The following is a 15,724-nucleotide window of genomic DNA, read 5'->3' on the forward strand; positions in this document are numbered from 1 at the left end:
GGACATACTATGCAACATAAAAACGAAGCAAACGACTTTTTAATCGATTTAAGCGCAGTTAAAAAAGTGTTTTTTACTGATGATATCGAAACTCACGCTTTGGTCGACATAAACCTCAAAATTAAAAAAGGTGAGTATTTGTCTATCACTGGTCCATCGGGCTGCGGCAAGTCCACATTACTGTCGCTATTGGGTTTACTGGATACTGCAACTTCTGGCAGTTATACCTTGGCGGGTCACGACATTATGGGTCTTGACCGAGATGAACGCGCTCGTATACGGAATAAAGAAATTGGCTTTGTGTTTCAGGCCTTTAATTTAATCAGTGATATGTCGGTGGCAGAAAACGTAGAGTTACCTTTAACTTATCGCGATGATTTGAGCAAACAACAACGAAAAGAAATGGTTGAAGCGGCATTGGTTAACGTTGATATGCAACACCGAGCGAATCATTTCCCATCACAATTGTCGGGCGGGCAACAGCAGCGAGTGGCTGTTGCCAGAGCTATATCGGGCAAGCCTTCGATAATATTAGCCGATGAACCTACTGGTAATCTTGATTCTAAAAATGCGCAATCGGTCATGGTGTTACTCGACCAACTACATGCCTTGGGCACAACAATTTGTATGGTAACTCATGACCCCAGTTCTGCCGCTCGTGCTAGTCGAACTATCGAAGTCTTTGATGGCAAAATTGTGGCTGACCAAGCTACGCAAAAAACGCCGGCCGTTGCCGTTTAAGGAGAAACGATATGTCACTTACCTTGGATATTAAATATGCGGCGCGTTTATTGAGTAAAAAACCGAGTTTTACTGCCTTAACTGTTGCTATTGTTGCTGTAGGTTTAGGTTTAACCCTTTACACTTTTTCTTTACTTAACAGCTTATTATTTTCACCTTTAAGTTTTGCCGATAATAAACCTATCTTCGCAGTAGAAGGCTTTTATGATCATACGCATTTGTCTCGACGTCCATTAATGGCCTTCGATGCATATAATTTACAACAAAATAATGCCATTTTTGAAGAAATGGGTTTTTATCAAGAAGGCACAACATTTGTAGGTGGACCCGACGAGGGTCTACGCAAGTTCAATTCAAGTTACGTAACAGCAAATATGTTCACTTTTACAGACATACAGCCGATTCTTGGTCGTGTTTTGCAAGAGGAAGATCATTTTGAGGGGGCTGAAGCTGTATTGGTGTTAGGTTTCGACATGTGGCAAAACTATTTCAACGGTGACCCAAATATTATCGACCAAATCGTACCCATTGATGGAGCTGACCCTGCGCGTGTTGTGGGTGTTATGCCTGAAGGTTTTGGTTTTCCTGCTATAGCGCAAATGTGGCAGCCCTTGTCACAAGATGTGGTAGCACCAACACAACGCAACTATGGTTGGGTATATGGGTTTGCCAAACTAAAAGACGGAGTGAGCTTGTCTCAAGCAGAAGTCTCTTTGAATGAAAAAAGTCGTGAAATAGCAGCAAGTTTGACTGATGATTTTAATTGGTTGATACCCGATAATAACCTTTATTTTTCTATCGAACCCATTAAAAAAGCAAATATCACTCAATACTATGGCATGTTTATCGCCTTGTTTATTGTTGTATTTTTGATATTGCTGTTGGCCTGCATCAACGTTGGTAATTTATTATTAGCGCGTGTCAATGAACGTATTAAAGAGGTTGCCATTAGAGTTGCCCTTGGTGTGCCGCGTAAGCGTTTAGTTTTACAAATGCTTTGGGAAAGTATCTTTATCTGTTTATTAGGCGGTTTTTTAGCAATTTTGCTAGCAGGTTGGGGTTTAGATATCACTAATCATGTTTTTGATAGTGCATACGAAGTCGACAACCTTAAACCCTTTTGGTGGGTTGTTGCCTTAGATTCTGACGCATTAGTAGCCCTCGCTATTGCAATAATCGCAATGGTTTTGATTACAGGGTTTATTCCTGCATGGAAGTCCTTAAATGGTGATTTTAATTCCGTGTTGCGGGATGGTACCCGAGGTGCATTAGGCAAAAAGGCTGCGAATGTATCGAGAGTATTAGTTATCTCTGAAATTTTATTGTCATGTGTTGTACTGGTTATGGCAACTATTCTTTTGGTATCGAGTTATTCAGCTGGGAATGCAGACTACGGCGTTAACACAAGTAAACGATTAACCGCGCAAATACAACTTTCACCAAGCGATTTTCCAGTCCGTTGGGATACGGAATTTGAGTTTGAGGACCGCCAAATTCGGACAAAATTCTATTATGATCTGAAGACCGAATTAGAAAATAATCAAAATGTTGAAGCAGCTATATATATGTCGCAGTTGCCAGGAACAGGTGGTGGCACCAGCTATTTTGAAATTGAAGGCCAAAAGGCTGAGGTGCTAAACGAAAACCCTTACAGTAATAATGAGGCTGTATCGAGTGGTTCTTGGCACGCATTAGATATGCAAATTGTGCAAGGGCGTGACTTTGACTACCGAGACGTAGGATTAGAGGTCGACAGCATCATTATTAATGAATCTATTGCCAGAGACTTTTTTCCGGATGGTGACGCAATTGGTCAAAGGGTTCGCCGAGCACGAGAAGAAGATTATGAAGGGGGTTGGAGCACAATTGTTGGCGTTGTATCAGATTCATTTCATGGCACAACTATGGATTTTTCAAGTGCTTCCTACAATTCTTACCACCCAATGGATAACTGGGGGCCTTTCAGCATCATGATGGCAATGCATTATAGAGGTACGCAAGCAGAAGCTCAGCAAATTCTCTTTGATACCGTCAACAAGGTTAATCCCAATGTCGGTGTGTTTCATGTTCAGTCATATGATGCACTTATTAAGAAACCGATGATCTTAATATCTGCAGTCAGTAAAATTTTCTTACTATGTGGCGTAGTGGCAGCATTCTTGGCAGCGTCTGGCATATATGCAGTAGCTGCAAATAGTGTGCAACAACGCACTCAAGAAATTGGGGTACGCAGGGCGCTAGGTTCGTCAGATGGAAAAATTCTCAGTTTATTTATGACCCAAGCTAGTTGGCAATTACTATTGGGTATTGCCTGTGGTGTAGGCATATCAATATGGTTATTAAGTTTAATGGCTCAAACCATGATATTTAGTCAAAGTAGCTACTTAATAGCCATGCTTGGTATGCCCAGCTTAATCATTTGTATGGTGCTATTGGCAACCTATATACCGACAAGACGAGTGGTGCAAATGGAGCCTAGCGACGCACTGCATTATAACTAGGTGTAGCGAATTAGTTGTGGCATATTATGTATAGATAGATAGTAAGGAATCGCTAACTAGTTAGCGTTTACCAAAATATAAAACGCTTACCCATCAAAAATGGGATATGTTGAAAAAGTGATAAGAGAAGGGAGGCCAGCTAAAAATAAGGCTTAAAATGCCATGGATGGCATTTTCTGAGCGGCTAGGACGGCGAAAAGCGACCTTATTTTTAGCTGGCCTCCCTTCTCCAACGTTTTCCAAGATATCCCATTTTTTAATAGACGAAGTAACTTGAACTCTGGTTAAGTAAAGAATGCATGAAAGGCGCAATTGTACTAGAGTATGAAGCCAAGGGACGGAGTACCAATGATTGAAAAAATTCTTATAGCTGATGATGACACTAGTGTTGTCGCTGCTTTGCAAATGCTACTAAAGTCACAGGGTTTTGAGGTGGTATCTGTGACCACGCCCGACGCTTTATTAGAACAGGCAAAAAAGCAGCAGTTTTCAGTTGCTTTAATTGATTTAAACTATCAGAACGACACCACTTCAGGGCATGAAGGTATGCAAATGATTGCTGAGTTGAAGCAAATAGATGAAAAGCTACCTATTGTTGTGATGACCGGATATAGCAGCGTTGATATTGCGGTTGATGCTATGAAAGCGGGTGCCGCTGATTTTGTACAAAAGCCCTGGGGCAATGAACGTTTATTGCATACTTTACGCACTCAAATACAACTTCATTCTGCTCACGTTATTGGCTCTAAACTCGCAAGTGAAAATACCCTATTAAAAGACCAGTTAAGCCTCGCAAAACATGCAATTGTCGCTGAATCAGAGAGTATGAAAGCAATGCTTTTACAGCTAAAAAAGTTGGCTAAAAGTGATATGAGTATTTTGTTGACCGGCGAAAATGGCACAGGTAAAAGCATGTTCGCTGAATACATACATCAATATTCTATGCGTCATAAACAGGCATTTATTGCGGTCAACATGGGAGCCATTACTGAGTCTTTATTTGAAAGCGAAATGTTTGGGCATATGAAAGGGGCGTTTACCGATGCCAAAGAAGCACGTATTGGTCGCTTTGAGCTCGCACAAGCAGGCACAATATTCTTAGACGAAATAGCAAATATTGGCATTAGTCAGCAGGCCAAACTATTGCGAGTACTAGAAGAACGTCAATTTGAACGAGTAGGAAGCTCTAAGACCCAGCAACTAGACTTGCGCATAATATCTGCCACTAACGCCAATGTTGACAAAATGATTGTCTCTGGCGATTTTAGACAAGATCTATATTATCGTTTAAATACAATTACACTGCATATTCCAGCATTGCGAGAGCGCAAAGCTGACATTATACCTCTGGCGCAACAGTTTTTAACGCAACATGCGCATAAATACCGCATCCCAGTTGGTACTTTCAGCGCAAAAGCGGCCGCTAGCTTGGAGGCCTATGATTGGCCTGGTAATATTCGCGAGTTAAGCCATATAATTGAAAGAGCATTATTTTTGTGTACCGGAGATTGCATAGAAGTAAAAGACTTAGGCTTTGGCCTTAATGAGCATCAAGACCAAGCTTCGACAACAGGGGCTGATGGCAACTCTGCACAAACATCTAGCTTCGAACAAGATTCATTGGATGACATCGAAAAAGGTATCATAGTTGCGCGAATGAAGAAATTTACTGGAAACCCCATAAAAACTGCAGAATCCCTCGGTTTAAGTCGCAGTGCATATTATCGCAGGCTAGAAAAATACAACTTAACTTGAGAATTTTATGACCGTTAATGAAAAATAAATTTGCACAAACAAAAGTAGCCTTTGAAGACAAATTAGTGCATATCGCTTTATTTGGTTGTTTGCTTCCAACCATATTGAGTATTACCTTTATTTTGCTAAGTGATATGTCGGTCTATCTAAAAGTGTTACTTATATTTTTGTTGTTAGTGGTAGTGGCGTATGCGGCTTTTACTATTCATCAACAAGTAATTTTTCAGCTAAGAACATCGACCAATTTAGTCGAATCTATGACTTTGGGAGACTACAGCCTGCGGGCTAACAATAAGCAAATAAAGGGCGCGCTAAGCGATTTTAACAAATTGCTCAATAATTTAGCCGAAAGACTAGCGCAACAAAACTTAATCACTCGCGAGCAACAGATTTTGTTAGGCAAAGTGACAAGTCAAATCGACGTTGCCATAGTAGCGGTCGACCACAATAATAATATTAGTTTAATGAACCCAGCAGCTGAACGACTTTTTAATAAAAAATTTAGCGAATTAGAAGCTTGGCCAATAGAGAATTTAGGCTTACAAAATGTTATTAAACAAGCCACTAGTAAAGTCACCGAATTTGAAATCAATCAAAGTCAACGAAAAGTATACGTTCGTGCCGATACCTATTTTGAGCTTGGCAAACAACAACATCTGATCTTTATTACAGATATCCAAAACTTGTTACGCGATGAAGAACGCTTAGCCTGGCAACGTTTATTGCGAGTGCTTAGCCATGAGATTAATAATTCACTCACACCAATTGCATCAATAAGTGAAACCCTCTCACATATTTTACATGTTCAAACTAAAAGCACGCCAGACAATGATAAATCACGCAGTATTGATACTGACAACTATCAACTATTGGCAGAGGGTTTGCAGGTTATTACAGAAAGAGCGCATTCACTCAATCGCTTTATTCAGGATTATCAGCAACTCACAAAACTACCGGCACCCGTTAAAACCGTATTTGCGATAAGGCCATTTATTTTGCAAATTTGCCAATTATTTGAAACTACTCAAGTACATCTTTTAAGTGATGATATTGATGTTTTTGCCGACCGTGAGCAACTTCAGCAAGTGTTTGTGAATTTGCTGAAAAATGCCGAAGAAGCGAATTTGGCGAATAAAAAAAATAAGGAAAAGGCTGAATCATCAGAAGTTGCTATCGTTTGGTTTGTTGAACACGCTATGGTGCACGTGCATGTTTATGATAAAGGAAATGGGATAAAAAACCATGAAAATTTATTTGTACCCTTTTACACCACTAAACCTAAAGGCAGTGGCATTGGCTTAAGTTTAAGCCAGCAAATTGCATTGAATCACAGCGGCGATTTGAGCCTTACAAATGTTCACGAGGGCGATTCCTTGTTAAAGATAATGCCAGACTTTAGGGGGGCAAAAGCAACGTTTATTATTCCAATTGCTACCCACGACTTGGTCAATGAGAAGCGTTAAGATGAGAATAGTCACACAAGTACTGATAGAAATAGTGATAAGGCATAAAAATGAAAATTAGCGTACAAAAACAAGATTTTGATGTCAGCAAAGAATATCAATATCTCATTCAAAATAATCAAGAGGATGGTGCTTTAAGCATGTTTGTTGGGCGTGTGAGAAATCGGAATGAAGCCTCAGATGTGAGGTCGTTAGAGCTTGAGCATTATCCTGAAATGACTCAAAGAAGCTTGAGCAACATCGCGATTCAAGCTAAACAAAAGTGGCCTATAGGCAAAGTTAGTATCATACACAGATTTGGTAAGCTTACTCTTGGGGAACAAATTGTGTTCGTAGGGGTAACAAGTGCTCATCGAGAAGCGGCATATCAGGCAAATCAATTCATTATGGATTTCTTGAAAACTCGCGCGCCATTTTGGAAAAAAGAGACACGATCTACGGGCGATGTTTGGATCGATGCTAACGAAAAAGACAAAAAAGCCGCACTGAAATGGGAATAGTCGCACCCATTAATAAATATCACATATTTTTGCTAAAAATAAGCAAGTAAGGAATAACTTCACTTCTATCACCTGTGTTATATACGTGAAATTTTAGTCAAGGAATTGGCTCGTTTTTTTAGGTATATTTTTCTATTCTTTACAGGCTATTTTTATACCAGTCACTTATCTAGCGTTTTCATTTTTATTAAAGTAAAGAAAAATAAGACCCTAGCTACTACATGCACTTTTTAAGTGCGCGACAGGCAAAAAATTACCGCTATACACCCATCAAGCTTTCCATTATAAATCCGATTCTAACCTTAGGACTTACATTAATATGTAGCGCCTAAAAAATCTGAAATTGATGACTAATAACGCCAAATGGTACGTCTGCCCGTGTGCAAAATGAAGTATATAAAAGTAATGATAATGTGGCCGAGTATGCTGAAAAACAGTTGCGCCTGTTTGTTTATATTATTATTTATGCTAGCGCCTCTTGAGCTTTATGCACAACAAGATTCTGATCAAATTGAACTGATTGAGTTAAGCATTTCACCTTCCTCTTTGCTAGCGGTAAGAACGGACTCTCGGATTACAATTTCATTGAATATAGCTTCTGATTCGCAAGTAAGCACTAACTTATTTTATCTAGAAAACATACAAAACGGTGAAAGGATCGAGTTCATTCAGTCAGGTGATTGGCAACAGAACGAAAATGCGTACTCTGCCGAATTTATTGCCAATTTTTCAACCAATAGCTCTAGTGGTATTTGGGCAGTAAGTGGTTTAGAAATCACAAACGCCAACGGAGGGAGCACAACCGACTATGATACTCTTGACGAGTTGATTGTTGCCGGCTTTAATCCTTTCATTTCGTTGGCGCAAGAAATCAGCGAACAAATATTTGATAGCAGCGTAAACGCAAGCGACGAGTTTAGCCAGTCGGGTGAAAATCAAAATAGCGTACTAAGCTTTGAGCTTCAAAATCAAGCTAATTATGTGCTGTGGTTTGTCCCTCAGCCTGGAACGGAATTAGACAATATAACTTTTGAGGGTAGCGTTAGTCTGGAGCAAAATTGCTCAGTATTTACAGATTTTGCAAAATGTTCTCTTTTTACCGGAAATAATAACGCCTTACTACAAACGGTTTTCGGCATTATTGGCAGTACTTCGGCAGATATAAATACCTTTGGTTATAGTGTATTAGTACAAGCCGAAAGCATGCAAAATCCAATTGATAGCCCTGCTTTTGAGGCACTTTGGTCAAATAATTTCCTTATTTTCCCGGCTGTTGATTTTGATAACGATGGTTTGACCAATGAACAAGATTTAGATGATGACAATGACGGTGTTCCGGATTCAATCGATAGCTTTCCCTTTGACCCTAATGAGTCAGAAGATGCTGATGGCGATGGTGTCGGCAATAATGGCGATACAGATGACGATAATGACGGTACGCCTGACGAGAATGACGATTTCCCCTTTGATAGCTCAGAAAGTAGGGATACGGACAACGATGGTTTGGGTAATAATGCCGATACTGATGACGATAACGACGGTGTTGTCGATTCAGCAGATGCGTTCCCTGTCAATCCTGACGAAACTATCGATACGGACGCTGATGGCATTGGCAACAATGAAGATACAGATGACGACAATGATGGCGCACAAGATGAGTTTGATGCTTTTCCGTTAAACTCAAGAGAAAGTGTCGATACTGACGGAGATGGAGTAGGCAATAACCAAGATGCTGATGATGACAATGACGGCATAATAGATGTTTTTGATGATTTTCCACGTGACCCTAGTGAGAGTGTAGATTCAGATAACGACGGAATCGGGAATAACACTGATACTGATGACGACAATGACGGTATTCCAGACAATATTGATGAGTTCCCTCTAGATCCTGGTGATTTTAGAGACAATGATCAAGACGGTATTGGCGATAATAGTGATCCTGATGACGACAATGACGGTGTTCTGGATACCGCTGATGCCTTTCCATTTAACTCAGCTGAGTCAGTCGATACTGATGGCGATGGTGTAGGTAACAATGCTGACAATGACGATGATAACGACGGTTTAGACGACTTGTTTGATAGTTTTCCAACTGACCCGCGCGAATCTATGGATTTTGACGGTGATGGTATTGGTAACAATCAAGACACTGATGATGATAACGACGGTGTATTAGATGTTGTTGATGCATTTCCATTTGCCGTAAGTGAATGGTTTGATACCGACAACGATGGTATTGGAAATAATGCTGACCCAGATAACGACAACGATGGTGTTGAGGATGAGTTTGACGCCTTTGAAAATGACCCTAGCGAATATTCTGATTTTGACGGTGATCGTATCGGCGATATAGCTGATGAAGACGATGATAATGACGGCGTTGATGATAACATTGATGCGTTTCCATTTGATGCAAATGAATCAGTAGATACAGATGGCGATGGCATAGGGAATAATGCCGATAATGACGATGACGGTGATCGCGTTGAAGATGAATTTGATTTATTTCCCTTAGACAAAACAGAATTTGCTGATAACGATCTCGATGGAATTGGTAATAACCGCGATAACGATGACGACAACGATGGCGTAATAGACAGTCAGGATGCTTTTCCATTAGACGCTACTGAGACGCGCGATTTTGATCAGGATGGAATAGGCGACAACGCTGATACCGATGATGACAACGATAATGTACTAGATGAAAACGACCTATTTCCCTTTGATGAAAATGAATGGGCTGACAACGACTTAGACAATATAGGCGACAACCGCGACCAAGACGACGACAACGACGGCGTTTTAGACGAGCAAGATGTGTTTCCTTTTGACGCGTCAGAAAGTAGCGATTTTGACTCAGATGGTATTGGTAATAATGCAGATCCGGACGACGACAACGACGGTGTCTTGGACGACGTAGATGCGTTTCCTTTTTCAGCAAACGAGTCAATTGATACCGACGGTGACGGCATAGGCAACAACCAAGATACAGATGATGATAATGACGGTATTGTCGACAGCGATGACAGCCAGCCATTAAATCCAGCTATTGGAGACGATCAGCCAGCAATTCTTGATCAATTAGAAGATCAACAAATTGAGGCGACTGGCCCACTAACAGCTATTGACTTAGATCCACCGAGAGTGCGTGATAACAATCTTAACCCCGCCATTTTAGTGAATGACTATCCTGGGCCTTTGCCACTTGGCGATACACTTGTTACTTGGACTGCAATTGATTATGCGGGTAACCAATCACAAATTAGCCAAATTGTTTCAGTGGTTGATACCACGCCACCTGAGTTTCCTGGAAGTGAGCAACTTATTGAAGTTTCGTCTGAAGGGGAATTCACCGATATCGAGCAAGCCCTACAGCTAAGCGCAATTGATCTTGTCGATGGTGCATTAGCGGTTGATGCGCTTACTAGTACATTGCTTACGAGTGGACGTAACAGTGTCATGGTTAGTGCAGAAGATCTCTCAGGTAATATTGCCGTGACGGAAGTTTTTGTGCATGTATTACCACAAGTAGAGAGTAAATCATTGTACAAAGCCGCCCCAAGCGCTGCGATTTCTGTACCGATTGGACTGTCGGGACACGCCCCAGAATACCCTGTTATTATTCAATATAGCCTGTCTGGCCCGCATCTAGGCAACAATACGGGTAGTATTAGTGTGACCGAAAGTGGCGGTGATGAGGCCAAAATTGCAATAGCGATTAGTCCTACAGCATTGATTGGCGAACAAATTATCATTAGTTTTGATAGCGCTCAACATGCCAGTTTACAGCAGACCAATAGTATTTCTATTGATATCACTGCCGACAACGAAGCACCACTTATTGAATTTGACATTCAACAGAATGGTCAAACTTTCACGACATTTGCCGCAGACCAAGGGCCAATATCGCTGGTGGCTGAGGTCAATGATATTAACCTAAGCGACCAACATATATTGACCTGGCGATTGTTGAATCAAAATGGCGAAGACCTATTCGAAACCCAACAAATTGCTAATCTCTCAAACGCACCGCATATTTTTAGCTTTGATCCTTCTGGTTTGGATATTGGTAACTTTTTGGTTGAATTGTCGGCGACAGAAATTAATACACAAACTGAATTTTCAGTATCACGAACTAAACCATTAATATTACTTGCCAGCATGCCAATTTTATCGGCACAAATTGATACTGACTTTGACGGCATGAGTGACGCACAAGAAGGCTTTTTAGATACTGACGGAGATGGCATCGCTGATTATCTAGATAACAACAGAAAACTATCTTCTTTAAGCTCAGGCATAAGTGAGCAATCGCTAACAACCTTGGCTGGATATCGTTTAGTAGCAAGTGAAATTAGTCAAATAGCAAACTCTGGCAAGGCGGTTGTTAGTCGTATTAGCCAAGCAGAATTAGAAGCTTTTGGTGGCGCCAATGCAGGTCCCAGCTCAGTTGCCAAAGATACTCGCTTTAGTGCAGTGCAAAGTATTCATGCATTTTCTATTGAAGGCCTAAGTTTTATTGGTGAAAGTGTGCCAGTTACCATACCTCTGGCCACTGGAACCGAAATTCCTGCTAATGCAGAATATCGTAAATTTGATGCAGAACGGTCTTGGTTTAGCTTTGTAGAAAATGAACATAATCAAATTTATTCGGCAGGTTTTGATCATAATGGTAATTGTCCTGCAATCGATTCGAGTGCCTATGCCAGTGGGTTAAATCAAGGAGATACTTGTATCAAGTTGGTTATTCAAGATGGAGGACCAAATGACGCAGACAATAAAGCGAACGGTGTGATTAAAGACCCTGGAGTTTTAAGTGTCCCTTTACCTAATTCTTTGCCAATTATTTCGGTCGCTCGCCAAACTAATGTGACAGAGGGTGAATTGGTGCGTGTAGACGCAAGTCAAACCACTGATGCAGAAAATGACCAATTAGTATTTAAATGGACACAATTGAGTGGATTTGACATTGATTTAACAGAAAAGACAAGTCCACTTCTAAGTTTCACAGCGCCTGCCGTTTCTAGATCGGAAAATCTATTATTCAGGCTGGACGTATTTGATGGTAAAGATACGGCTTCTACTACTGTTACCGTTAGTATACGAAATATAAACGCTAGCCCAACAGTAAATATTCAAAAGTACCAATCGGCTATTCGAGCTAATGAGACGCTAGTCTTAACTGCATCCATAGCAGATGATGACAATGACGTACTGAGTATAGAGTGGCGACAAATATCAGGGCCGACAATCCAACTGCAAAATGCAACTACGCCATCAGTTAGTTTTGTTGCCCCAGAATTGACTACAAATCAAAATATTGTGCTGACTGTGTTTGTGTCTGACGGCACAAAAGAAGTGTCTGCAACAGCCACAATTTTGGTTCAAGCAAATCAAAGTCCTGAAACTGTTGATGACAGCAATGATGAAGGCGGTGGCGGCGCTATGCATGCCATTTGGATATTGTTTTTGAGTATCACACTGGTATTTAGAAGCAGATATCAACACACCCAGGATTCATTTTCAGATATCTCGACCAGCTAAGGCTGAAGTCGCATAGCGAATATTGCCGACTTTGTATTATGTTAGATCATCTCAATTTTGATAATGACGTTAATTCAAAATTGCCTTATGACTAAAAATGCGTAAAAAGGTGATTAGCATGAGCTATGCAAAAGAATACCAAAATTCAATTCAAAACCCTGAACAATTTTGGCTAGACAAAGCAAAAGACTTGCCATGGTTTAAAGCGCCCAATAAGGCTTTAAGCTCGAGTGAAAATGGCTTGTACCAATGGTTTGCAGATGCTGAACTTAATACCTGTTATATGGCGTTAGATTATCATGTAAAGAATGGTCGTGGCCAACAAACAGCCATAATTTATGATTCGCCGGTTACCTCAACAAAGCAGCTTATTAACTATCAAGATTTGCTCGAACAAGTTGCTAGTTTTGCTGGTTTGTTGCGAGCACAAGGCGTAAATAAAGGCGATCGTGTCGTGATCTATATGCCGATGATACCCCAAGCGCTTGTCGCTATGCTAGCGGTTGCAAGGTTAGGCGCGGTGCACTCTGTTGTGTTTGGTGGTTTTTCTGCAAATGAACTGGCAGTACGAATAGACGATGCAAGACCCAAAGTACTGGTAAGTGCTTCTTGTGGAATCGAAGTGAGTCGCACTATTGAATATAAACCCTTGGTAGATGAAGCTTGTATTATTGCGACGCACAAGCCTAACAAAGTAATTGTATGGCAACGTCAAGAGTGCATTGCATCGATGCAAGCTGAACGTGATATTGACTGGCAGGTAGAAGCGAAAAAAGCGATACCAGCTGACTGTGTCACTGTAAAAGGCAGTGATCCGCTATACATTTTGTATACCTCAGGTACAACTGGCAAACCTAAAGGAGTGGTAAGAGATAACGCCAGTCATGCAGTAGCGTTGAAGTACTCAATGCAAGCTATCTATAATATTGCGCCCGGCCAAGTGTTTTGGGCCGCTTCAGATGTAGGTTGGGTTGTTGGGCATTCGTACATTGTGTACGCACCTCTATTGCATGGCTGCACAAGCATAGTATACGAGGGTAAACCAGTTCGAACACCTGATGCAGGCGCATTTTGGCGGGTTATTGAAGAATATGACGTGAAGGCAGTTTTTGCGGCACCTACCGCTTTTAGAGCCATTCGTAAAGAAGACCCTGAAGCAAACTTAATTCAGGATTATGATTTGAGTTGTCTAGATACTATTTTTATGGCGGGCGAGCGTTTGGACCCATCTACATACGAGTGGACCACCGAAAATACAGGTAAGCCAGTTGTTGACCATTGGTGGCAAACAGAAACTGGATGGGCAATAAGTGCCAACCCAATTGGTATTGAGCCCTTGGAGACCAAAGCGGGTTCATCGACTAAACCGGTGCCAGGATTTGATGTACAAATTTTAGATGCCAATGGAACACCTTTACCACCCAATACTCAGGGTTCAATTGCCATCAAGCTACCTTTACCACCCTCGTGTTTAAATACAATTTGGGGCGATTTTGGGCGGTTTAACGATGGGTATTTAACTGAGTTTCCGGGTTATTATTGTTCTGGTGACGGCGGGTATATAGATGAAGACGGTTATCTTTTTGTTATGGGGCGTACCGACGATGTTATTAATGTAGCTGGACATCGTTTGTCTACCGGTGAAATGGAAGAAGTGTTGGCCTCGCATAATGCCGTTGCAGAATGCAGTGTTATTGGCATACATGACAAGCTAAAAGGGCAAGTGCCGGTGGGATTGGCATTACTTAAAGATGGTGCAGATATCAGCGAGCTTGAATTACAATCTGATTTAGTCGCTATGGTTCGTAAAGAAATTGGCGCTGTTGCCTGTCTTAAACAAACTCTGATAGTGCCGCGTTTGCCCAAAACACGGTCTGGAAAGATATTGCGGAAACTATTGCGCCAAATAGCAGATAACCAATCGTTTGCTGTGCCTTCAACCATTGATGATCCTAGCAGCGTAGCCGAGATTCAAGCTATTATGCAAGAAAATGGTTTGGTAAAAACAATTGAAGAATGAGTAAGCCAAAAACCGGGTAAGTAATTGATTTTAATGTCTTGTACTTCGATGCCGATAACTCATTATGTAGTTAACATTAAAGCAACTCGAACGCAGTATTTACGTGGCATGAACAACCAAGCGACAAATAAAGATCAAAGCGTCGGGGCATCCAAAAGACCTGAGTTTTGGCAGGTCCAAATCAAAACCACTCAGTTAGCTGCGCTCACTGATATTGCATTCTTTTTCATTTTTTACGTACTAGATTCGCCTATACTTGCTTGGTTTAACATTATTAGTGTTGCTATGTATGTGTCGGCTTACTATGCGATAAAGCGCAGAAACAACAAATTAGCCGTTATACTGATTTTTACTGAAGTGCTTGTGCATGCTGCTATTGGGGTAGTACTGATAGGATGGAATAGTGGTTTTCATTATTATCTGCTGATATTTATTCCTGCTTTGTGTCTTTCGTCTTCGCGGCGCAATGCGATATTTGCGCTCACATTGTTATTTGCCTATTACGTGACTTTGAGCATGCTAAGTTGGTCAAGTAATCCTATTCAGCCTATCAATGCCGTTGCGTTAAACTTTGTGCATGTCTTTAATTTGAGTGTTGTTTTTTCATTATTTAGCTACTTGTCATTTTTCTATTTGGGTACGGTAAAAAAAGCGCAGAAAAAACTACATAAAATGGCAACAACTGACCCGCTCACTACCCTATACAATCGCAGACATCTTAACGTATTGGCGGATATTGAAGTGGAGCGCGCAAAAAGATACAAAAACGCATTTTGTGTCATGCTTATTGATATAGACCATTTTAAAACTATAAATGATAACCATGGACATGAAGTGGGAGATAAAGTGTTGGTATGTGTCGCTGATATTCTAATCGCCAAAATGCGTGAAAAAGATATCATCGCGCGTTGGGGCGGAGAGGAATTTCTCATTATTTTACCAAGTTTATCGTCCAATGAAGCTCGTATCAGTGCCGAGCGAGTGCAAGCAGAGCTTGCCGATTATAACTGGAATGCAGCCTTAGGTTTTGATTTGCAAACAACAATGAGCGCTGGTATCAGTCACTACAAAGAAAAAGAAGACTTAAACGCGGCGATAGCCCGTGCTGATCATGCTTTATATCGAAGTAAAGCAAATGGCAGAAACAGAATTGAAATAGAAGAGCTAGACGCAGAAAATAAAGCCCGCGCCTAACAA

8 protein-coding genes are annotated in these 15,724 nt (G+C 40.9%); all 8 read left to right on the forward strand.

Going from position 1 to position 15,724, the window contains the following annotated elements:
• Nucleotides 1–9: 9 nt before the first annotated feature.
• The 8 genes from RM552_RS15755 to RM552_RS15790 all read left to right on the forward strand — a co-directional run bounded on the left by RM552_RS15755 (nt 10) and on the right by RM552_RS15790 (nt 15,721).
• Nucleotides 10–741, forward strand: coding sequence for an ABC transporter ATP-binding protein (locus RM552_RS15755; RefSeq protein ID WP_311369832.1), 732 nt, complete (start codon nt 10–12; stop codon nt 739–741).
• Between the two features lie 11 nt (nt 742–752).
• On the forward strand, nt 753–3,242 hold the full coding sequence (locus RM552_RS15760; RefSeq protein ID WP_311369833.1) for an FtsX-like permease family protein: 2,490 nt from the start codon (nt 753–755) through the stop codon (nt 3,240–3,242).
• 348 nt (nt 3,243–3,590) lie between these two features.
• Nucleotides 3,591–4,997: a sigma-54-dependent transcriptional regulator gene (locus tag RM552_RS15765; protein ID WP_311369834.1), complete on the forward strand. Its 1,407-nt coding sequence runs from the start codon at nt 3,591–3,593 to the stop codon at nt 4,995–4,997.
• A 17-nt stretch (nt 4,998–5,014) separates the two neighbouring features.
• Nucleotides 5,015–6,460, forward strand: a complete 1,446-nt coding sequence (locus RM552_RS15770) for a sensor histidine kinase (protein WP_311369835.1) — start codon at nt 5,015–5,017, stop codon at nt 6,458–6,460.
• 50 nt (nt 6,461–6,510) lie between these two features.
• Nucleotides 6,511–6,960, forward strand: coding sequence for a molybdopterin synthase catalytic subunit MoaE (gene moaE, locus RM552_RS15775; RefSeq protein ID WP_311369836.1), 450 nt, complete (start codon nt 6,511–6,513; stop codon nt 6,958–6,960).
• Between the two features lie 423 nt (nt 6,961–7,383).
• Nucleotides 7,384–12,507: a thrombospondin type 3 repeat-containing protein gene (locus tag RM552_RS15780; RefSeq protein WP_311369837.1), complete on the forward strand. Its 5,124-nt coding sequence runs from the start codon at nt 7,384–7,386 to the stop codon at nt 12,505–12,507.
• Between the two features lie 118 nt (nt 12,508–12,625).
• Nucleotides 12,626–14,527 carry a propionyl-CoA synthetase gene (locus tag RM552_RS15785; protein WP_311369838.1) on the forward strand — a complete coding sequence of 634 codons (1,902 nt, stop codon included), beginning with the start codon at nt 12,626–12,628 and terminating at the stop codon, nt 14,525–14,527.
• Between the two features lie 33 nt (nt 14,528–14,560).
• Nucleotides 14,561–15,721 carry a GGDEF domain-containing protein gene (locus tag RM552_RS15790; RefSeq protein ID WP_311369839.1) on the forward strand — a complete coding sequence of 387 codons (1,161 nt, stop codon included), beginning with the start codon at nt 14,561–14,563 and terminating at the stop codon, nt 15,719–15,721.
• Nucleotides 15,722–15,724 lie beyond the last annotated feature (3 nt).

The organism is Glaciecola petra (assembly GCF_031846345.1).
Classification (GTDB): domain Bacteria; phylum Pseudomonadota; class Gammaproteobacteria; order Enterobacterales; family Alteromonadaceae; genus Glaciecola; species Glaciecola petra.

What these genes read in the sequence shown, in the direction of transcription:
- RM552_RS15755 (WP_311369832.1), top strand. Translation starts at nt 10, where the DNA reads ATGCAACATAAAAACGAAGCAAACGACTTTTTAATCGATTTAAGCGCA.
- RM552_RS15760 (WP_311369833.1), top strand. Translation starts at nt 753, where the DNA reads ATGTCACTTACCTTGGATATTAAATATGCGGCGCGTTTATTGAGTAAA.
- RM552_RS15765 (WP_311369834.1), top strand. Translation starts at nt 3,591, where the DNA reads ATGATTGAAAAAATTCTTATAGCTGATGATGACACTAGTGTTGTCGCT.
- RM552_RS15770 (WP_311369835.1), top strand. Translation starts at nt 5,015, where the DNA reads ATGAAAAATAAATTTGCACAAACAAAAGTAGCCTTTGAAGACAAATTA.
- moaE (WP_311369836.1), top strand. Translation starts at nt 6,511, where the DNA reads ATGAAAATTAGCGTACAAAAACAAGATTTTGATGTCAGCAAAGAATAT.
- RM552_RS15780 (WP_311369837.1), top strand. Translation starts at nt 7,384, where the DNA reads ATGCTGAAAAACAGTTGCGCCTGTTTGTTTATATTATTATTTATGCTA.
- RM552_RS15785 (WP_311369838.1), top strand. Translation starts at nt 12,626, where the DNA reads ATGAGCTATGCAAAAGAATACCAAAATTCAATTCAAAACCCTGAACAA.
- RM552_RS15790 (WP_311369839.1), top strand. Translation starts at nt 14,561, where the DNA reads ATGTCTTGTACTTCGATGCCGATAACTCATTATGTAGTTAACATTAAA.